Source organism: Niallia alba (assembly GCF_012933555.1).
In the GTDB taxonomy this organism is placed as follows: Bacteria; Bacillota; Bacilli; order Bacillales; family Cytobacillaceae; genus Niallia; species Niallia alba.
In genome coordinates, this window is sequence record NZ_JABBPK010000001.1 from 622,969 (window position 1) to 643,233 (window position 20,265).

At 36.9% G+C, this 20,265-nt stretch carries 15 protein-coding genes and 2 pseudogenes; 14 read left to right on the top strand and 3 right to left on the bottom strand.

Going from position 1 to position 20,265, the window contains the following annotated elements; translation table 11 throughout:
* Positions 1–66 precede the first annotated feature (66 nt).
* Positions 67–951, bottom strand: a complete 885-nt coding sequence (locus HHU08_RS03150; RefSeq protein ID WP_016205041.1) for an SDR family oxidoreductase — start codon at positions 949–951, stop codon at positions 67–69.
* Between the two features lie 125 nt (positions 952–1,076).
* Positions 1,077–1,433, bottom strand: a complete 357-nt coding sequence (locus tag HHU08_RS03155; RefSeq protein ID WP_016205042.1) for a YgaP-like transmembrane domain — start codon at positions 1,431–1,433, stop codon at positions 1,077–1,079.
* 168 nt (positions 1,434–1,601) lie between these two features.
* On the opposite strand from HHU08_RS03155, the gene HHU08_RS03160 reads away from it, so the two are divergent.
* The 11 genes and pseudogenes from HHU08_RS03160 to HHU08_RS03210 all read left to right on the top strand — a co-directional run bounded on the left by HHU08_RS03160 (position 1,602) and on the right by HHU08_RS03210 (position 16,284).
* Complete coding sequence (locus HHU08_RS03160; protein WP_169187779.1) at positions 1,602–3,344, top strand: adenine deaminase C-terminal domain-containing protein; 1,743 nt, start codon at positions 1,602–1,604, stop codon at positions 3,342–3,344.
* A gap of 134 nt (positions 3,345–3,478) precedes the next feature.
* The gene (locus tag HHU08_RS03165) at positions 3,479–4,522 is read left to right on the top strand and encodes a DUF3048 domain-containing protein (protein ID WP_169187780.1); all 1,044 of its coding nucleotides are present in this window, start codon (positions 3,479–3,481) and stop codon (positions 4,520–4,522) included.
* A gap of 201 nt (positions 4,523–4,723) precedes the next feature.
* Positions 4,724–5,038, top strand: coding sequence for a YerC/YecD family TrpR-related protein (locus HHU08_RS03170; RefSeq protein ID WP_016205045.1), 315 nt, complete (start codon positions 4,724–4,726; stop codon positions 5,036–5,038).
* Between the two features lie 954 nt (positions 5,039–5,992).
* Positions 5,993–6,685: a heptaprenylglyceryl phosphate synthase gene (gene pcrB / locus HHU08_RS03175; RefSeq protein ID WP_101729556.1), complete on the top strand. Its 693-nt coding sequence runs from the start codon at positions 5,993–5,995 to the stop codon at positions 6,683–6,685.
* Between the two features lie 54 nt (positions 6,686–6,739).
* Positions 6,740–7,423, top strand: a pseudogene (locus tag HHU08_RS03180) (UvrD-helicase domain-containing protein); the annotation flags it as partial.
* 824 nt (positions 7,424–8,247) lie between these two features.
* Positions 8,248–10,050 carry a group II intron reverse transcriptase/maturase gene (ltrA, locus tag HHU08_RS03185; protein ID WP_169189597.1) on the top strand — a complete coding sequence of 601 codons (1,803 nt, stop codon included), beginning with the start codon at positions 8,248–8,250 and terminating at the stop codon, positions 10,048–10,050.
* 96 nt (positions 10,051–10,146) lie between these two features.
* A pseudogene (locus HHU08_RS03190) lies at positions 10,147–11,694 on the top strand (3'-5' exonuclease); the annotation flags it as partial.
* Between the two features lie 20 nt (positions 11,695–11,714).
* Positions 11,715–13,739, top strand: coding sequence for an NAD-dependent DNA ligase LigA (gene ligA / locus HHU08_RS03195; RefSeq protein WP_101729555.1), 2,025 nt, complete (start codon positions 11,715–11,717; stop codon positions 13,737–13,739).
* A complete protein-coding gene (locus HHU08_RS03200) occupies positions 13,736–14,851 on the top strand; it encodes a CamS family sex pheromone protein (RefSeq protein ID WP_016205049.1) in 1,116 nt (371 codons plus the stop codon). Before ligA ends, HHU08_RS03200 begins: the two co-directional genes overlap by 4 nt.
* Before the next feature lie 165 nt (positions 14,852–15,016).
* On the top strand, positions 15,017–15,475 hold the full coding sequence (locus HHU08_RS03205; protein WP_169187783.1) for a YueI family protein: 459 nt from the start codon (positions 15,017–15,019) through the stop codon (positions 15,473–15,475).
* A 380-nt stretch (positions 15,476–15,855) separates the two neighbouring features.
* Positions 15,856–16,284 carry an organic hydroperoxide resistance protein gene (locus tag HHU08_RS03210; RefSeq protein WP_016205051.1) on the top strand — a complete coding sequence of 143 codons (429 nt, stop codon included), beginning with the start codon at positions 15,856–15,858 and terminating at the stop codon, positions 16,282–16,284.
* An 83-nt stretch (positions 16,285–16,367) separates the two neighbouring features.
* Here HHU08_RS03210 and HHU08_RS03215 read toward each other — a convergent pair whose 3' ends face one another.
* A complete protein-coding gene (locus tag HHU08_RS03215) occupies positions 16,368–16,799 on the bottom strand; it encodes a MarR family winged helix-turn-helix transcriptional regulator (RefSeq protein WP_016205052.1) in 432 nt (143 codons plus the stop codon).
* Between the two features lie 212 nt (positions 16,800–17,011).
* On the opposite strand from HHU08_RS03215, the gene HHU08_RS03220 reads away from it, so the two are divergent.
* From HHU08_RS03220 to gatC, 3 genes are all read left to right on the top strand, one after another.
* On the top strand, positions 17,012–17,839 hold the full coding sequence (locus tag HHU08_RS03220; protein ID WP_169187784.1) for a VanW family protein: 828 nt from the start codon (positions 17,012–17,014) through the stop codon (positions 17,837–17,839).
* Between the two features lie 414 nt (positions 17,840–18,253).
* The gene (locus HHU08_RS03225; protein ID WP_100525934.1) at positions 18,254–19,591 is read left to right on the top strand and encodes an ISLre2 family transposase; all 1,338 of its coding nucleotides are present in this window, start codon (positions 18,254–18,256) and stop codon (positions 19,589–19,591) included.
* Positions 19,592–19,963: 372 nt separating this feature from the next.
* Positions 19,964–20,254, top strand: a complete 291-nt coding sequence (gene gatC, locus HHU08_RS03230) for an Asp-tRNA(Asn)/Glu-tRNA(Gln) amidotransferase subunit GatC (protein WP_016205054.1) — start codon at positions 19,964–19,966, stop codon at positions 20,252–20,254.
* Positions 20,255–20,265 lie beyond the last annotated feature (11 nt).

Here is a 20,265-nt window from a genome sequence, read left to right on the forward strand (position 1 = left end):
AAAAATAAAAGCAATAGGCAACAGAGAGAGGAACTCCCACTATCAGTAATCAACTGGAAGACAGGATTAAGCTAATTCAATTCCACCTGTTATACCATATATTTGGGCAGTCACATAGCTAGACTCATCGGATGCTAGAAATACATAAATGCTCGATAGTTCAACTGGCTGACCAGCACGTTTTAATGGCGCTTGTTGACCGAATGTTGGGATGGCTTCACTTGGCTGGCCACCAGTAATTTGTAAGGCCGTCCAAATTGGGCCTGGTGCTACAGAGTTTACGCGGATTCCTTTAGATGCTAATTGTTTGGCAAGTCCACGAGTAAAGCCATTGATAGCAAATTTGGATGGTGCATAATCTAATAGGTTCGGACTAGGGTTATAGCCTTGAACAGAGGTAGTTGTAATGATAGAAGAACCTTTTGGTAAGTATGGTAGCGCTGCTTTTACTACCCAGTATAAAGAGAATACATTTACTTCGAATGTTTTACGAAGCTGTTCTGTTGAAAGCTCCATAATATCATCGACCGCTTGTTGCTTTCCTGCAACTAAGGCTAATACGTCGAGTCCATCTAGCTCATTATAGGCTTTGTCCACTAATTCTTTACAAAAACTTTCATCACTTAAATCTCCAGGTATTAGAACAGCCTTTCGCCCTTCTGCTTCAACTAATTTTTGTACCTCATCAGCATCCTCTTGTTCTTCAGGCAGATAGTTAATCGCTACATCAGCACCTTCGCGGGCATAGGCAATGGCAGCTGCACGGCCAATTCCGGAATCACCACCGGTTACTAGTATTTTTCGGTTCTTTAATTTTCCAGATCCTTTGTAGCTTGTTTCTCCACAGTCAGGTTGTGGATTCATTTTAGCTTGTACACCGGGAGGCTCTTGATATTGTTTTGGAAATTCCTCTGTATAGTATAAATCTAATGGATTTTTCGGATTTGTCATTGTTAACAGCTCCTTCTTTCATTTGTGTTATTGAATTTACCACGTTAAGCCATTCCTAAACCTATTGATTACATGCAAAAAAGGGCTACCCGAATATAGGTATTGGATCGCCCTTTACTAATTACTTATTTTTTCATATCATCTGGGGAAAAGATTTTCTCTGGACTAAATTGTTCCATTATATTTTCCACTTCCATAGTGGAGGAAGAATCTTTTTTCTCATTATGATGGGATTCCGTATGGGAACTGTTTTTATGTTGAACTTTAGGCATGATGGTGTCCTTTTTTTCATAAAGAGCAACTACCGGGCAATAGCGGACAATTCCTTCAGCGATTTTCATTCCAGCAAGTAATGCTATCAGAAAGTAGGATTGTCTATATGGCTTCCTCGACATCTTGGCAGTACTCCATGCGAGAAATGCAAAGCCGCAAGCAATGCGAATCAGCGCGTTAATTAAACTTATATTTTGTTTTGGATTCATAAGTTTCGGTCCTCCTACATAAATTTAACAAAACGGTAATATGTTTTCCTATTTTATATGGTAAAATAATGTTAATCTTCGGGAATTACCTGCAAATTCCCAGTCATTTAAAGAAAACTCGCTACATTTTTATATACATGAGACAGATATGAAAAGGGAGGAAGCGTAGTGTTAGCTCAGCGATATCGATGGAAAAACAAAGTTTTGCGTGACCATGTATCCATTTTGAATGGTGAAAAATCCCCCACAGTGGTTCTAATAAATGCCACTTATTTAAATCAGATTTTACGCAAGTGGCTTATAGCGAATATATGGATTTATCAAGATAGAATCATTTATGTGGGCAATGATATGCCAAAACGAATGGATCAAGCAGAAGTTGTTGATTGCACAGATTTCTTTTTAGTTCCAGGATACATGGAACCACATGCGCATCCTTTTCAAATTTATAATCCCCTAACCTTAGCTCAATATACATCACAATTTGGAACAACTACACATGTGAATGACAACCTAGTTTTGGCTATGCAGTTAGAAAAAAAGAAAGCGTTTACTTTTTTAGAGTTTATGAAAGAGATACCTTCCACCATTTTATGGTGGAGTAGATATGATGCTCAAACAGAACTAAATGAGGAAGAACAAGTCTTTTCCCATGGGAATGTGAAAAGCTGGCTGGAGCATGATGCGGTTATTCAAGGTGGAGAATTAACGGGATGGCCAAAGCTTTTAGATGGTGACGATATGATGCTTCATTGGATGCAGGAGACAAAACGATTAAGAAAACGAATCGAAGGACATTTTCCAGGTGCATCTGAGAAAACCTTAGCAAAATTAATGCTACTAGGAGTAGATAGTGATCATGAAGCGATGACAGGAAAAGAAGTGCTAAATCGTTTACTTCAAGGATATAAAGTAAGCCTTCGTTACTCTTCTATTCGGCCAGATTTACCAAAATTATTAACCGAAATTAAAGAATTAGGAATTGATCAGTATGATTATTTTATGTTAACAACAGACGGATCACCATCTTCTTTTTATGAAAATGGGCATATTGATCAATTAATTCAAATAGCAATGAATCATGTTCCAGTAATAGACGCCTATAATATGGCAACCATTAATATTGCAAAATATCATGGGATTGAACATATGCATGGAAATATTGCAACAGGTAGGGTGGCAAATATCAATTTCCTTCAGGATATAAATAATCCAACGCCTGTCTCAGTATTAGCAAAAGGAATTTGGGTGAAAAAAGATGGAAAGGCAATAAAAGAAGCATATCCAACCGTTGATTGGCAGCAATTTGACTTAAGTCCGTTAGATATAAAGTGGAGTGTTAATAGCCTTGATATGCAATTTTCGATGCCATTTGGAATTAGCTTGGAGAATGCGGTCATTACAAAACCATATTCCATCTCTATAAATGTCTCTGATGTTATTCTGACAGAGGAACATGATGAATGTTATTTTATGCTGCTCGATCGAGAAGGAGAATGGCGAATAAACACTTTATTAAAAGGATTTACAAATAAAATTGGAGGAATGGCTAGTTCTTATACTGGGGATGGAGATATTGTTTTGTTAGGAAAAAGTCAGGCAGATATGATAACTGCATTTGAACGATTAAAAGAGATAGGTGGAGGAATTGTACTAGTGAAAAATGGCAAGGTAGATATTGAAATTCCATTGCCATTACGAGGTATGATGGCTTCTATGCCAATGGCAGAACTTATTGAAAAAGAAAAGGAATTGTTGGAATACATTAAAGACAAGGGCTATAAATATGAGGATCCAATTTATACGATTGTATTTTTTACCTCTACCCATTTACCATATATTCGAATAACACAAAAAGGATTATATGATGTAATGAATAAAAATGTACTCTTTCCAGCGATAATGCGTTAAAATATAAAAGAGTCCCATTGTTTAATTAGAATATTCTGATATATTTAATAAGTAAAGATCTGCTCCCTAAAAGGGGAGTAGGTTTTAAAGTCACAAAGCATTCCGTTGTGTCGATTGAAAAATAGGAGGGGACTATGAAGAAAAGTTTGTTTGTTTTTCTATTTCTGCTTCTTACCTTAACTGCTTGTAATGATGAACCAAAGGATGTAAGCAATCATAATGGTAATCAAACTGGAAATGGCGTCAAAGATGATCAAGGGCTAGAAGATCTTGCTACTTTGTATCCACTTACTGGGTTGCCTAGCAACACCGAAAGTACAGACCGTGCAGTTACTGTTATGATTAATAATCATCCTGATGCGAGACCCCAAACAGGACTTACAGATGCAGATATTGTGTATGAATTATTAGCAGAAGGGGAAGTCACTCGTTTTCTAGCGGTTTATCAAAGTTATAAGCCTAAGGTAGTTGGTCCAGTCCGTAGTTCCCGAGATTATTATATCGAGCTAGCAAAGGGGTATAATAGCTTGTATATTGCCCATGGATATAGTCCGGAAGCGAAAAAGCTACTTACTAACGGTTATATTGATAATTTAAATGGGATGGAGTATGATGGAACCCTCTTTAAAAGGTCTTCTGCCCGAGTTGCTCCTCATAATTCTTACATAAGCTTTGCCAATATTGAGAAGGGCGCAAAGGCAAATAATTATTCGCTCACAGGGGCACCAGAACCTTTACTATTTCTAAAAGCAACAGAGTTAGAGGCGATGGAGGGAGAAGAGGCAAAATCGGTTAGTATTAATTATGGTAAAAACCCAAGTTTTAATTCGCAGTTTATCTATGACGAAGATGCACAGAAATATATTCGTTTTTCAAATGGAGAACAAACGGTAGATAATGAAACAAATGCATCTGTTGCAGTTGATAATGTTTTTATTGTAGAGACTAGCCATAAGGTAGTTGACAATAAAGGAAGAAAAGAAATTGATTTAACATCTGGCGGCCAGGCTTATTTATTGCAGCATGGCAAATGGCAAGAGGTTAATTGGAAAAATATAGACGGACGCATTCTCCCATTTAAAGGAGACAAACAGGTTGGATTTGTACCTGGGAAGACTTGGATTAATATTATTCCTTCTACTCCTGGACTAAAGGATGCTGTTATATGGAAAGAATGATTGACTATTTAAAAAGTCAGTTTTCTAAAAGATTATTGTTGGTTAACAATAGAAAAAATTTAGATTAATACGGAGTAGACAGAATACATGTAGACTTCCATGGAAAGCGAAGTGTATTCTGTCTGCGGGTTTATAAAAACTGTTTTTAAAACAATAAAGCTTATTCATTAAAAGAGTCAAAAGAAAAAATGGAGGTTTCCTATGCAAATTGATAAATTAAGAGGAAGAGAATTGGATCAGTTATTTAAATCTATTCTTTCCCTCGAAACATTGGAAGAATGCTATCAGTTTTTTGATGATTTATGTACGGTGAACGAAATTCAATCATTATCACAACGGTTAGAAGTTGCAAGGATGCTTCGAGAAGGCAATACGTATCACACGATTGAAAAAGAAACGGGTGCAAGTACTGCAACTATTTCTCGTGTAAAACGTTGCTTAAATTATGGAAACGATGCATACGAATTAGCACTATCACGTATTAAGGAAGAAGAACCGACAAAAGCAGAAGAATAAGAATTAAGGATTGTCCTAAATAAGAGATTTAATCACAAGATAATATGTATGTAGCTAACGACGAGCCTCGCTACCTCCTATTACTTGAAGATTTCTCTTTTTGGACAGTCCTTTTTTTGTCCCACTCTTAACGGCCAGTAAGCCTCCTGCCTCAAGCTTATGAAAATACGAGGAAGATAAGAGGGAGAGCAACTGTCCGTAAAGGTCCGATTGGTTCAACTAACTATCAGTGGGGGAGGAAGGAACCCCACTGATAGAAGTTTCACTTTATCCCACTCTTAACGGCCAGTAAGCCTCCTGCCTCAAGCTTATGAAAATACGAGGAAGATAAGAGGGAGAGCAACTGTCCGTAAAGGTCCGATTGGTTCAACTAACTATCAGTGGGGGAGGAAGGAACCCCACTGATAGAAGTTTCACTTTATCCCACTCTTAACGGCCAGTAAGCCTCCTGCCTCAAGCTTATGAAAATACGAGGAAGATAGGAGGGAGAGCAACTGTCCGTAAAGGTCCGATTGGTTCAACTAACTATCAGTGGGAGAAGAAGGAAAACCCCCACTGATGAAAGTTTCACTTTATTGGGAAATTAACCTTTTCTAGAAGAAAGCTAAATATATTTACTTTGTTAAAAATGAAACAATCGAGAATTCCTTTTCGTCCAATAGTAAAAAGAGAGGTTCCCTCCTATTCTTTTTAAGAGTTGAAAAAGAATAGGTTTTGGAAGTTAATTTGGTGTTTAACTCCGATCCCCAGGTGCTGATGGGCTTTCTGACCATTCACCGTGTTTCCTTTATTTCAGACGATACCATTCCCGTTTGTATGGCGGTAAGCAAGGTGTTTGCCCTTTTCTAATGTTTATGAAATATTTACAAGCAATTAAACAGAAGGATTTCTTTTTTGATGGAATATCTAATGCTATAATGAAATGATGTAATGGTTAGAATGGAGGAAGTTTGCATGTATGATGTGCGCGAATGGCGTCATGTATTTAAATTAGACCCAAATAAGGATATCTCCGATGAGGCACTTGATAGTTTATGTGAATCTGGTACAGATGCAATCATCATTGGTGGAACGGATGGTATTACGTTAGATAATGTACTAAACCTAATGGCTCGTGTCCGTCGTTACACGGTTCCTTGTATATTAGAAGTGTCAACAATAGATTCGGTTTCACCCGGATTTGATTTATATTTTATTCCTACAGTTTTAAATAGTACTGATACAAAATGGATTACTGGTCTTCATCATGAAGCAGTAAAAGAATATGGAGAACTAATGGATTGGGATGAATTCTTAATCCAAGGTTATTGTGTGTTAAATAAAGACTGTAAAGCAGCGAAGTTAACGAGTGCGAAAATGGATTTATCCGAAGAGGACGTTGCTGCATATGCATTGATGGCAGAGAAAATGTTTCATTTGCCTATTTTTTATCTGGAATACAGTGGAGCCTATGGTGACCCTTCGTTTGTAAAGGCAGCTAAAAGTCAGTTGAACGAAACGGTACTGTTTTATGGTGGAGGAATTGAAACGCTAGAACAAGCAGAGGAAATGGGAAACTATGCAGATGTCGTGGTAGTCGGAAATATTATTTACAAAGATTTATCTGCTGCATTGCGTACTGTTGAAATAAAAAAGAGCAATCGTTGAATATACAATAAATCTAAGTTAAAATAGAATATATGTTCTTATGGTGGTGAAAAGATGCAATTTTTAACAGATAAAATATTAAATGGATTAAACCCTGAACAGAAGGAAGCTGTTAAAGCAACAGATGGCCCTTTGTTAATTATGGCTGGAGCGGGAAGTGGAAAAACTCGTGTTTTAACACAGAGAATTGCTTATCTTATGGTGGAAAAGGGAGTCAATCCATACAATATCTTGGCTATTACGTTTACCAATAAAGCAGCAAAGGAAATGCGTCAAAGGATAGCAGCTGTTTTAGGTGGAGCAAGTGAAGAAATATGGATATCAACCTTCCACTCCATGTGTGTACGGATTTTAAGAAAAGATATTGATCGAATTGGTTACAATCGAAATTTCACAATATTAGATACAACAGATCAGCAGTCGGTTATTAAGGGTATTCTGAAAGACCGTAATATCGATCCGAAGAAATATGATCCTCGTGCTATTTTAGCAAGTATTAGTTCTTCAAAGAATGAACTTGTTACTCCAGAAGAATTTGCGAAGACTGCAGGCGATTACTTCTCTCAAATTGTTAGTGATGTATATACAGAGTATCAAAGACGTTTACGCAAAAACCAAGCGTTAGATTTCGATGATTTAATTATGCAGACAATCCATCTTTTTCAAAGAGTACCAGAAGTGTTGGAATACTATCAGCGTAAATTTCAATATATTCATGTGGATGAGTATCAGGATAGTGCGACACGTTGCTAATTGAAAAGATTAGCCACTAGCTTAAAGCTAGGAGAACTAAGAATCTGAAGAGTCGAATGATGGGGTAACGCCCTGAAAGGCTCGCCTAATCCTCCGAATAGCGTTCAGGTGGTGCAAAACACTTGAAGGTTATAAGCTCGGTGAAGTCGGTTGAAGGTCATCCTAACGAGAAAGACGAGGAAAGCTCTCTGGAGGCAGAGGGTATGGCTGATAGACCGGGGTTCTACAAGATAGTCTATGGTGAGAAATTAGATGTCACAGCCATCTATTGACGAAATTCCGAATGTACGGCTCTAGAGGTATAGCTATTCGAAATGGATAGTCCCGCATGTCGGGGTTAGTGAGGTAGAGTAAAATTTGTCTTTATGAAATACCTTATGGTGTTACAGGCACCATCCAGCTAACAGGGCTAGAGGAATCACCTACGGATTGTGAATGAATAGATAGGATTCTTGGAACGTGGTAAGCCGATAACGTGGAGAGTTTGCACTCTATGAAGCGGTAGCAGGGAAAGCATATATGTCGAAAGTGTATATGTATAACCTCTTTTATGTCGGTGAAGGTAATGGCACAGTACCAAAGAAACTGTGATAACAAACAGTGGAGGGATAGCCATTAGTCAACTGTTAGAAGACGACATTATTATCACAGAAATTTCAGGTTCGAGTATGACTAAGAGAAATGAAAGCTGAAATTACAAACCCAATTTGGGAATGTAAAGAGGTGAGTAATTGACTGAAACCCATGCAAAGCCGAAGGAGTTAAAAAGTCAAAAGCTGAGAAACAATGAGTATTACAACACGCAAGACATGTTTGACCAGTTATATCAGCTAAGTTCGGAAGGAAAAACTTTTAATAAGTTATATGAATTAGTTGTAAACCCTGCAAATGTTAAACTTGCTTTTCGTAACATCAAGAAAAACAAGGGAAGTAAGACAGCAGGAGTGAATCAAAACACTATATTCGAAATCGGACTTAGAAGCCCTGATATGCTTGTACAATATGTTAAAAATCGCCTAGATGATTATAAACCTCATAAAGTGAAACGTAAGGAAATCCAAAAGCCAAATGGCGGCATTCGTCCTTTAGGAATTCCTACTATTGAAGATAGACTTATTCAACAATGCTTATTACAAGTTCTTGAACCTATATGCGAGGCTCGCTTTCATAAACATAGCTATGGATTCAGACCTCATCGGAGTCAAATCCACGCATATTCAAGGGCTGTAACATTAGCAAACAAAAACAAACTACATTATGTAGTAGATGTTGATATTAAAGGTTTCTTCGATAACGTTGATCATGGGAAGTTGCTTAAACAACTATGGACAATTGGAATTAGGGATAAACGTATTCTTTCGATTATAAGTAAGATGCTCAAAGCTGAGGTTAAAGGAATTGGGAAACCTACTAAGGGAACTCCACAGGGAGGAATTCTTTCTCCGTTACTTTCAAATGTAGTATTGAATGAATTCGACTGGTGGATAAGTAATCAGTGGGAAACATTTAAGACGAGAAAGGATTACACAAAGATACGTGTAATTGGTGGAAAACAGCGGTTTGACCAAACGGTGAAATACGCCACCCTTAAAAGGTATACCAAGTTAAAGGAAATGTTTATTGTAAGATATGCAGATGACTTTAAAATCTTTTGTCGAGACCACAAAACCGCATTTATTATATTTGAATCTTCTAAGCAGTGGTTAAAGGAAAGATTAGGCCTTGAAATCAGCAATGAGAAATCGAGAGTAGTCAATTTACGTAAGAACTATTCGGAGTTTCTAGGGTTTAAGTTCAAAGTAGTTCCAAAAGGCAAAAAGCGTGTTGTTAAATCGCATATGACAGATAAATCACGACGCAAGGTAATTGAGAAAATAAAAACAAAAGCTGAATTTATTCGAAGAAAACCGAATAAGGCTGAAGTAACTAAATTTAACTCAACTATCTTGGGAATTCACAATTATTATCGGTATGCGACACATACGACAAAGGATTTCAGTGAAATTTCTTACTCAGTCAAACGAATCCTGTATAACAAGCTTAAAAAAGCAAAGAGTTCAAAGGGAGTTATCACACCATTCTTTCAAAAAGCATATAAAGATTATCTTAATAAAAAGAAATTCTTTGCGTGTGGCATGATTTTATTCCCGATAGATGGGGTGAAACACAAAAGCCCTTTGAACTTTACTCAGGAGAAAAACTCTTATACCGAAAGTGGACGAATCTTGGTTCACAATAGCCAAGAGGCTGTACCACCGATCATGGTACATTATTTGATGGAAAACCCAATAAAATCGGAGAGTATGGAATACAATGACAATCGACTCTCAAAATATATTGCTCAATTAGGTAAATGTGCAATAACACGTAAAGATTTAATCATTGGGGAAATGGAACTCCATCATAAAAAGCCTAGAAATAAAGGTGGAACGGACGCTTATCAAAACCTTATATTTATATGTAAGGAAGTCCATAAGTTAATCCATGCGGTAAAGGAAAGCGCCATTAATAAGTACCTTAATGTACTGAATCTTAATGAAGAACAACTGAGTAAAGTTAACGCTCTTCGTAAAAAAGTGGGCAACTGTGTAATTGATAATGTAACGAGCTAGTAGTTGATGGGGCGCCGTATGAGGTGAAAGTCTCACGTACGGTGCTAAGCGGGGGAAAAGATGGAGATTACTTCAAAGTCTTACCTATCGCAACCGAATAGATCGCAATATATGCTTGTAAAGCTTCTAGCAAGCAGATTCCGCAATCTATGTGTAGTGGGTGATTCCGATCAGTCCATTTATGCATGGCGTGGTGCTGATATTTCAAACATCCTTTCTTTTGAAAAGGATTATCCGAATGCAAAAGTAGTTATGTTGGAACAAAACTACCGTTCCACAAAACGCATTCTTCAGGCTGCAAATCAGGTAATTGCTAATAATTCTGGTCGTAAAGATAAAAACTTATGGACAGAAAATGAAGATGGCAACAAGATTTACTATTACCGAGCGGATAGTGAGCAAGGGGAAGCACAATTTGTTATCGGGAAAATTCAAGAATTAAGAAGAGAAAGTTCCCTTAATTTATCAGATATAGCTATACTTTATCGTACGAACGCACAATCCCGTGTAATGGAGGAAATGCTTCTTAAGTCAAATATTGAATATTCGATTGTTGGAGGTATAAAGTTCTACGATAGAAAGGAAATTAAGGATACGCTTGCTTATCTACGTTTAATTGCTAATCCTGATGATGATATTAGTTTCCAAAGGGTAATCAATGTTCCTAAACGTGGAATTGGATCTAGCTCGGTTGATAAGATTGCGAATTTCGCAGCAATGCATGATATGTCCATGTATCAAGCATTAGAAGCTGTTGAATTAATTGGCTTAAGTCCCAAGATTACAAAGGCTGCGAGTGAATTCCGTGATTTGATTCAAAATTACACGAGAATGCAGGAATATTTATCTGTGACAGAGCTAGTTGAAGAAGTTATCGATAAATCTGGATATGTAGACATGTTAAAAGCAGAAAAATCGATTGAAGCGCAAAGCAGATTAGAAAATATTGAAGAATTTATGTCAGTATCGAAGAACTTTGAAGAAGCAAACGATGATAAATCATTAATTGCTTTCTTAACAGATCTAGCATTGGTTGCTGATATTGATAAATTAGATGAAGATGGAAAACAAGCAGATTCTGTTGTTTTAATGACGCTGCACTCAGCAAAAGGTTTAGAATTCCCAATAGTTTTCTTAATCGGCTTGGAAGAAGGCGTATTCCCTCATTCCCGTTCTTTAATGGAAGAAACGGAAATGGAAGAGGAACGCCGCCTTGCATATGTAGGGATTACACGGGCAGAGAAGCAATTATATTTGACAAATGCGCAGATGAGAACGTTATTTGGACGTACTAATATGAATCCACCATCTCGCTTTGTTAAAGAAATTCCGGAAGATTTACTAGAAGGTCTAAGTCCAGTTAACAATCGACAAAGAATGGCTCCATCACAAAGTGGAACTCGAAACTCCTATGTGCAACAACAGCCAACAAGAAAGGCTGTTATTCGTCCTGCTACTGTTGCTACAGGTGGAGAAGGGATTGGATGGAATATAGGAGACAAAGCTGTTCATGGAAAATGGGGTACTGGTACGGTTGTTAGTGTAAAAGGAGAAGGCGATTCAAAAGAGCTAGACATTGCTTTTCCTAGTCCAGTAGGCATTAAAAGACTATTGGCCAAATTTGCACCGATTCAAAAAGGATAAGGAAGAAAGGAAAAGGGTATATGGAACAAAACCTTGCAGAAAAGCGAGTAAAAGAGCTGCATAATTTATTAAATCAATATGGGTATGAATATTATGTTCTGGATAATCCTTCTGTTCCTGATGCAGAATACGACGCATTATTAAATGAATTGATTCGTTTGGAAGAACAATTTCCAAGCTTAAAAACCAATGAATCACCATCCCAGCGAATTGGTGGAGAAATATTGGATATGTTCTCGAAGGTTCAACATCGAAAACCAATGTTGAGCCTAGGGAACGCATTTAATGAGGCGGATTTACGCGATTTTGATCGGAAGGTCCGCGCGGTTATCGGCGATAATTTTTCGTACGTTTGTGAATTAAAAATAGATGGACTTGCTGTTTCTCTTCGATATGAAAATGGTTTATTTGAGCAAGGCGCAACAAGAGGGGATGGAACGACTGGTGAAGATATTACAGCCAACCTAAAAACGATTCGTTCCATTCCTCTTCGCTTAAATCAACCGGTGAGTTTAGAAGTTCGTGGAGAGGCATTTATGCCGAAAAAATCATTCGAGGCTCTTAATAAAATAAAAGACGAAACTGGGGAAGAACCATTTGCAAATCCTCGAAACGCTGCAGCAGGTTCTTTACGCCAATTAGATCCACGAATCGCTGCATCACGTAATCTGGATGTTTTTCTTTATGCAATCGGAGATGTGGGTGAGACTGGTGTCCAATCACATAGCGAAGGTCTTGATTTATTAGATACACTTGGTTTTAAGACGAACAAAGAAAGAAAAAAATGTACAACGATTGATGATGTTATACAGTACATCGACAGCTGGCAGGACAAACGTCCACACTTGCCATATGAAATAGATGGTATTGTTATAAAAGTAGACAATTTAGCTCATCAAGAGCAGCTTGGAACAACAGTGAAAAGTCCGAGATGGGCAATAGCTTATAAATTCCCAGCAGAAGAAGTAATGACAAAGCTTCTTAATATTGAACTAAATGTCGGTAGAACCGGTGTTGTAACACCAACAGCATTACTAGAACCAGTAAAAGTTGCTGGGACAACAGTGAAAAGGGCTTCTTTACACAACGAGGACCTCATACGTGAGAAAGATATTAGACTTGGTGACACGGTAATTGTCAAAAAAGCCGGCGATATTATTCCAGAAGTAGTGAATGTTCTAGTGGAAAAAAGAACTGGAGAAGAAGTAGAGTTTCTAATGCCTACTCATTGTCCGGAATGCGCTAGTGAACTTGTCCGTTTAGAAGGAGAAGTGGCATTACGCTGTATCAATCCAAAATGTCCAGCGCAAATCAGGGAAGGCTTAATTCATTTTGTCTCTAGAAATGCAATGAATATAGATGGACTTGGTGAACGAGTAATAAGCCAATTATTTTCTGAAAAATTAATTGAAGATGTTGCCGATTTATACACATTGGAATTTGAACGATTGATTCAATTAGAAAGAATGGGCGAAAAGTCTGTTAATAATTTATTACAGGCAATTGCGAATTCAAAACAAAATTCCCTTGAAAGGCTATTATTTGGCTTAGGGATTAGACATGTGGGAGCAAAAGCAGCAAAAACGATTGCGATGGAGTTCAAACATATGGATCAGCTTATGGTAGCAACCAAAGAGGATTTAACAGCCATTAATGAAATTGGGGAAAAAATGGCTGATTCCATCGTCACTTTTTTCGAACAGGAAGAAGTATTGGAATTAATTACGGAGTTAAAAGCTTATGGCGTTAATATGGAATATACAGGTCCATTACCAGTAGCGACAGAAGAGGCAGATTCCGTCTTTGCTGGCAAAACAATCGTTTTAACTGGAAAGTTAGAACAACTTTCTCGTAATGAAGCAAAAGAACAAATCGAATTACTTGGTGGGAAAATAACAGGAAGTGTAAGCAAGAAAACAGATTTGGTTATTGCAGGAGAAGATGCAGGCAGCAAACTAACAAAAGCAGAGCAACTTGGCATTGAAGTTTGGGATGAGGAAAGACTTATGGAAGAATTGAAAAATAAAGGTGTGTTTAATGAATGAAAAAACACGTGATGATGTTATTGGTACTAGTATTGATCCTATCAGCTTGTGCACCAAACTTTAATAAAGAAGAAAAAGTAAAGACAGAAGATGTAGATAGTAATACAACAGAAACGGCCATCCTGCCAAACTATAAAATCTCCGACGATTATTATAAGGTGGTTGTTCCATTTAAAGCCTCTGAAGCAAGGGGATTAGTTGTTAATAATTTAAATACACGCTATGATATTGCCGAATTTGAAACAGGCTTAATGCGAATAGCACAAAATGCCTATGACCCAGAAAAATACTTCTTCCAAGAAGGGCAGTATTTAGATCGTACTTTGATTTCAAATTGGCTGGGGAGAAAATCAAGTAAGAATGCTGAAGGCTTAAATCCAGCTGGCAAGGAAAACGGAAAAGAGCCTATTTATTTAGCCCATATACTGGAGCATGATTACTTAGTGAAAACCGATGATAATAGTTTGAAGCTTGGTGGAATATCAATTGGTTTAGCTATGAATTCTGTCTATTCCTATGAAGAAAAGGGAGCGGCAAAAGAACTTAAACTAGATCGAACAAAGCTTGAAAAAGAAGGAAAGAAAATTGCAGCAGAAGTAGTAAAAAGAATTAGAGAGGTGGAAGGACTTGAACAGGTTCCAATCATTATTTCTCTTTTTGAACAAAAAGAAAGCTCTTCTGTTGTACCTGGAAACTTCTTTGCTTACTCAAAAGTTGCAGGAAACAGCAAAAGTATAGGTGACTGGGAAAGCATTAATGAAAAATATGTATTATTCCCAAGCTCAGATACAAAATATAAATCAGAAGTTGACTCGTTTTCTTATTTTAAACAAGATATAGAAAAGTATTTTCCAAACTTTAACGGTGTGGTAGGAAGAGCCTTCTATGTTAATGATAAAATGCAGAATTTAAGTATCGAGATCCCAATTCAGTTTTATGGAGAAGCAGAGGCGCTCGGCTTCACCCAATTTGTAGCGGGGAAGGTTATGGAACATTTTCCACCAAATAATAATTCCTCTGTACAGGTTAGTATTACTTCTGTATACGGTCCAGAATCATTAATTGTTCGTGATGTTGATGCAGACGAACCGTATATTCATATTTATCAGTAATGACAAGAGAGAGTGCTAGGCATTATGCTCCCCATTCAAAGAGGGAAAGTAATGCTTGTCCTCTTTTTTTGTATAATGACTAAAAATTTTCAAAAGATACAAGGTTTTTTATAAGCAGAGTAGAGTATAGTATGGAAGAGGAATCTATTTGAAGGAGTTGTGAGTATGTCGTCAAACCCTAACTTAGATGATTATATGCAAAAGGGCATGTACGGAGCAAAGGAAACGAAGCCAGAGGAACGTAGAAAATTTCTTGGTACCCTTAGAGAAAGAGTGGTGGTTGCATTAAACCAGTCACAAGTAATTGAACCATCACTCTATGAAGAGATAACAAATGCTATGAAAAAAAATAGTGGAGCAAAATTATATTTAAATGGCCATTTAGACTATTCATACTTATCCAAGTACATCAAGGAAGCGAATCAAGTACACATGGAATATACGATTGTCACTAATAAAGATGCAGATAGTGATATAGGTTTATTAATTGCGTACGATCATGCGATAAATAAAGAAAATATTTATGTAGGCCAACAAAAAACAAATGAAATAGAAGCGGAAGCTTTCAAAGAAAATAACAAAAAGGGATTATTCACGGCGATTGGAAAATGGTTTAGTAAATAAGGAAATGCTCAAAAGGAGAAATCTTTTTGGGCTTTTTTTATTAGGGGGTTTCTAAAAATTAATTATTTGGAAAAACTGAGCAGTATGAATACACGTAGATTTCTGTAGCCTCAGGGAAAGCGAAGTGTATTCAGGCTGCGTGCAATAGCACCAAACTTTACGAAAATAGTCTTTGATGATGGAGGGAAGTTGTTGTAAGTAATCTATCTCGAGTTATTTGGAGCTTAAGTTAAGGGGCATATTTTTGGTGACATAGGCATGTTTATTTTTCTTTAAAAAGGTAATTTAAAAAAAGAGTACAAAATATTTGTTTTGTAAAATTAAATTGTGTACTATGTGTATAGTGGTAAAAAAATAATATATTATTGGAGGAATGAATGATGAGCGATACAATACTTACGACATCTGTTACAGCAACTGGAGGAAGAGAAGGTAGAGTAGAATCTGAAGATTATGTTATTCAATTTGATACAGCTATGCCAGGCACGCAAAGAGCAAAGGAATTAGAGGATGCAACAAATCCTGAGCAATTATTTGCAGCAGGGTATGCAGCTTGTTTTGACGGAGCATTACAATTAATGGCACAAAAAGAAAAAGTGAAATTCGAATCAGAAACGACTGCAAGTGTTAGTTTACTTAAAGACGAAACAGATCAAGGATTCAAATTAAGTGTGAAATTATCTGTAAAAGGAACTGGGATTGAAAAGACCGTTCTAGAGGATCTTGTACACAAGGCGCATAATTTCTGTCCATACTCTAAAGCAACAAGAGGAAATATTGATGTCCAATTAGAAGTTGTTACAGCTTAATAAGATAAAAGAGAGCAGAAGGAGGTTGGATATTCCTTCTGCTCTCTTTTTTTGTTCATCTCAATTTATCCATCTGCATGGAATTAAGTCAGGTTTTGTAAAAGCTTTAGAAGAGCTTGCTTTAATTTGTTGACCTCTTCAGGCGTTTTGCCAAAAAGCTTGGTAATCTCTGTCGGAATACATTCTGCTTTTTGCTGTAAAGACGTACCTTTTTCTGTTAAGGTAATGAGCACAGAGCGTTCATCCTCAAGGGAACGTTTCCGCTGAATCAATTGCTGCTGTTCCATTCTCTTTAACATCGGTGTCAATGTGCCAGAATCAAGGTATAAGTAATTCCCCATCTCCTTTACACTAAGACTTCTATGTTCCCAAAGTAGTAAAAGTACTAAGTACTGGGGATACGTTACATCTAGTTCCTCTAATAAGGGTTTATACTTCTTCGTTAATTCTCGCGAGCTCGCATATAAAAGAAAACAAAGTTGATTTTCTAATTTTAAAGCGTCTAATTCATTCATCTTTCGTCACCTAGCTTTTTAGTCTTCTTCTAAATATAAACTATTGTATCGAATTTTGCTTTAATTTCCTATCGATTTGCCAAGAAGGGAAAGAAATAAAGCAATTTATCTTCTTCAAAATTTATTTTATCTAACAATAAGTATAGAAAAGAAGGAGTTTCTTCTAAGCTTGAAGAAATTATTAGAAAAAAGGAAATTAATGGAGAGTATGTATGGATATAACATCGTTAAGACCTAAAAAAAGGTCACCCCTTCGTCTTTACTTCGGAAAAAAGTTTTATATAACCAAGAGATATGCCCAATGGATTATATCAAGGAAACAATATGCGAAGAAAAAACAGATGGCGTTTTTACCTCATTCCTATTTTACCCATAAAACCATGCTGCTAAGGGAATTAAAGGATGTTGATATGAAGCTGCAATATAATAAAATTATAAATTTAAAGATTGCGGTTTCGACATTAAATCAGATTGTCCTAGAACCAGGAGAAACATTTTCGTATTGGAGAACGATTGGAAAGCCAACTTATAAAAAAGGCTATGTTGATGGGATGGTTCTTTATGCCGGAAGCTATCGAACCGGAGTAGGTGGCGGTTTATGCCAGCTGTCTAATCTTATCTATTGGATGACATTGCATACACCCTTAACTGTAGTAGAAAGACATCGCCACAGTTATGATGTTTTTCCAGATTCCAACCGAACACAGCCGTTTGGTAGTGGAGCAACATGTTCCTATAATTATTTGGACCTACAAATCAAGAACGAAACAGATGCCACTTTTCAGCTATGCCTGGAAGTGACGAATTCCCATTTAAAAGGAGAATGGAGAGGGGCATCGCCCAGTTTAATTCGTTATGAGGTTTTTGAAAAGGCGCATCAAATCATGCCAGCTTATTTCGGAGGCTATATTCGTCACAATCAAATTTATCGAAAAAAATTTAATAAAAGAGGTGTCTTATTGGAAGAAGAGTATATTACAGAAAATCATGCATTAATGATGTATGAACCACTTCTTTCATCAAGTGAAAAGATGCAGTAAAAAGGAAGAGGAAAGTACCTCTTCCTCAGGCTGTCGAGAAAGTCTCGACAGCTTTTTTTACAATTCGGATATACAACATATAGTGTTTTAATAATACCTTATATTCCATATGTTGTGGTAAAAATCAATTAAAACATCAAAAACCCCCTTTTTCAAAATCATACTTTTAAAAATAGGGGGTTTTTCTACAATTAGGAAAGTACCTCTTCCTTTTTTATGGAGTAATAGTGTATGAGTAAAATGTTTGTGGGAGAATAAATATCCTTTTTGTCTAGTTGGGGGACTCGTCCCCCAACTAGACAAAAAGGCCACCAAGCGAAAGCGCGGTAGCTGGAAAAAATTAAGTATTAAAAAAGAGAGCTTCCTTTTGTAAAGTAGAGTTTGACTAGAATACTACGAAAAGGAGAGGCTCTCATGAATCAATGTAACACAAAAATGCCATCATTAAAAGAATTGGAAAAAACTTTATTTCGAACACTACAAATGACCTTTCAAGAAATCCTTGTTCAAACATTAGAAAATTGGGATCTAGAGATTGCTCAGCAACGAGACAAAAGAAGATTTGCTTTACGAGATAAACGAGAAATACGAGTAGATACAGCGTTTGGAGCAGTGGAGCTGAAGCGTAATTATTATTTCGATCGTGTAACCAAAAAATATATTTGTCTGTTAGATCATTATTTACAGTTTCAAGGGAATAAAGGGTTTAGTCCACTATTAGAAGAATGGGGGCTAGAATTAGCGACAAATGGTTCCTCCTATCGAAAGGCGGTGGAAACGTTCGAACAATTTTTAGGCTATTCGGCGATGAGCCACGAAGCATTACGGCAACATCTTCTTCATACAAGCGTACTTCCCGCTAAGGAAAAACGTCCTTTTCAAAAGGTGTTGTTTGTCGAAGTAGATGGATTATATGTGAAGAGTCAAGAAAAGAAAAAGCGTGGATGGGAGTTGAAATTCGCCGCTGTACATGAGGGATGGAAAGAAAACGGAAAGCGAGTCAGGCTCCGAAATAAAAGGCATTTTCTCTATGAAGAAAAAGAACCCTTTTGGGAAGCTTTTGAAACATTCTTACAGAATCATTATGCGTATGATCCAACCCAAACCTTGCTTATTATTAATGGCGATGGAGCAGGCTGGATAACGGCATGTCGGGAGTATTTTCGGGAACGCGCCTTTTTCACCATGGACCGTTTTCATGTCGCTCGTTCGATGAAGCAACTAATGAAGAGCCATCCTCGATACCGCTACATGAAAAGAGCGTTAAAAAACTACCAGGTAGAAACATTACTTCTAGAGTTGAATAGCGCAGTAGGAACAATGGATACACCAGAAGAAGAAGAAAAACTAGCGCATTTCCTCGGCTTTTTAACGCATCATCAGGAAACCATAAAAGATTACCGTAGTTGGTTACAGGAGAAAGGCGTGGACACGACAGCGTATCGTCCAATGGGAAGTGCAGAAGCAATGATGAATCAATTAGCCAAACGATTAAAAAATGGAAGAGCATGGAGCAAAAAAGGCGTCATGAGCATGGCACGTTTGTGGATTGGGTTGAAGGATGATCTATCTATCCAAACGATATATGGAAAATGGGAAAAAGCCACGGAAAAATCAAAGAAAGAGCATCGACCGAAAAGAAAAATACCCACAAAATTAGTAACAGAAACCGTGCGTCAGAACATGCCATACTTAAATCAAGCGATTGGAAAACCCGTTCACTTTGCCTTACAGGGATTAAAAGGTTTTTAAAAAATGAGAGAATCAACAGTTGGAAGAACAAAACCAATTGGAAAGCGGATACAAACTTAGAGGTTTTACTTTATAAAAAAGGGAGCTAAAAAAACTCCCACAAAAACTTGACTCAATCAGTAATAGTAAGGTAAGAACACCCTGTTAGACAAGATGGTATAATAGAATAAACTGTGCTAGCTTTTTTTAACAGACTGATTTTATTGGAAATTAATGAGATGAAATAAGTTGTCGATAGCGGTGGAAATTCATAATCTTTGAGGAAAACGCCTTCTAATAAGATATATTCCTTCTTTCGGTTGCTTTCCTAATGATTTGTTTGATATTATCAGATTATTGTGTTGTACGTATAATGATGGAGGTGACATATATATGTCAAGAATTACAAAGGAAGAAGTAAAGCATGTTGCCAATCTTGCTAGACTTGAAATAACAGAAGAGGAAGCAGAGCTTTTTCAAAAGCAATTAGATGCTATTATTTCTTTTGCAGAAGAACTAAAAGAATTAGATACAGAGGGAATCGAGCCAACTTCCCATGTTTTAGATATGAAAAATGTGCTTCGTGAAGATGTACCAACAAAAGGCTTACCTGTTGAGGAAGTTTTACGCAATGCACCAGATCATCAAGATGGACAAATTAAAGTTCCATCTATTATTGAGTAAGGAGGGGAAAT

What these genes read in the sequence shown, in the direction of transcription:
- HHU08_RS03210 (WP_016205051.1), top strand. Translation starts at nt 15,856, where the DNA reads ATGAGCGATACAATACTTACGACATCTGTTACAGCAACTGGAGGAAGA.
- HHU08_RS03205 (WP_169187783.1), top strand. Translation starts at nt 15,017, where the DNA reads ATGTCGTCAAACCCTAACTTAGATGATTATATGCAAAAGGGCATGTAC.
- HHU08_RS03220 (WP_169187784.1), top strand. Translation starts at nt 17,012, where the DNA reads ATGGATATAACATCGTTAAGACCTAAAAAAAGGTCACCCCTTCGTCTT.
- HHU08_RS03150 (WP_016205041.1), bottom strand. Translation starts at nt 951, where the DNA reads ATGACAAATCCGAAAAATCCATTAGATTTATACTATACAGAGGAATTT.
- HHU08_RS03170 (WP_016205045.1), top strand. Translation starts at nt 4,724, where the DNA reads ATGCAAATTGATAAATTAAGAGGAAGAGAATTGGATCAGTTATTTAAA.
- ligA (WP_101729555.1), top strand. Translation starts at nt 11,715, where the DNA reads ATGGAACAAAACCTTGCAGAAAAGCGAGTAAAAGAGCTGCATAATTTA.
- HHU08_RS03225 (WP_100525934.1), top strand. Translation starts at nt 18,254, where the DNA reads ATGAATCAATGTAACACAAAAATGCCATCATTAAAAGAATTGGAAAAA.
- ltrA (WP_169189597.1), top strand. Translation starts at nt 8,248, where the DNA reads ATGTTTGACCAGTTATATCAGCTAAGTTCGGAAGGAAAAACTTTTAAT.
- HHU08_RS03215 (WP_016205052.1), bottom strand. Translation starts at nt 16,799, where the DNA reads ATGAATGAATTAGACGCTTTAAAATTAGAAAATCAACTTTGTTTTCTT.
- HHU08_RS03155 (WP_016205042.1), bottom strand. Translation starts at nt 1,433, where the DNA reads ATGAATCCAAAACAAAATATAAGTTTAATTAACGCGCTGATTCGCATT.
- HHU08_RS03165 (WP_169187780.1), top strand. Translation starts at nt 3,479, where the DNA reads ATGAAGAAAAGTTTGTTTGTTTTTCTATTTCTGCTTCTTACCTTAACT.
- pcrB (WP_101729556.1), top strand. Translation starts at nt 5,993, where the DNA reads ATGTATGATGTGCGCGAATGGCGTCATGTATTTAAATTAGACCCAAAT.
- HHU08_RS03200 (WP_016205049.1), top strand. Translation starts at nt 13,736, where the DNA reads ATGAAAAAACACGTGATGATGTTATTGGTACTAGTATTGATCCTATCA.
- gatC (WP_016205054.1), top strand. Translation starts at nt 19,964, where the DNA reads ATGTCAAGAATTACAAAGGAAGAAGTAAAGCATGTTGCCAATCTTGCT.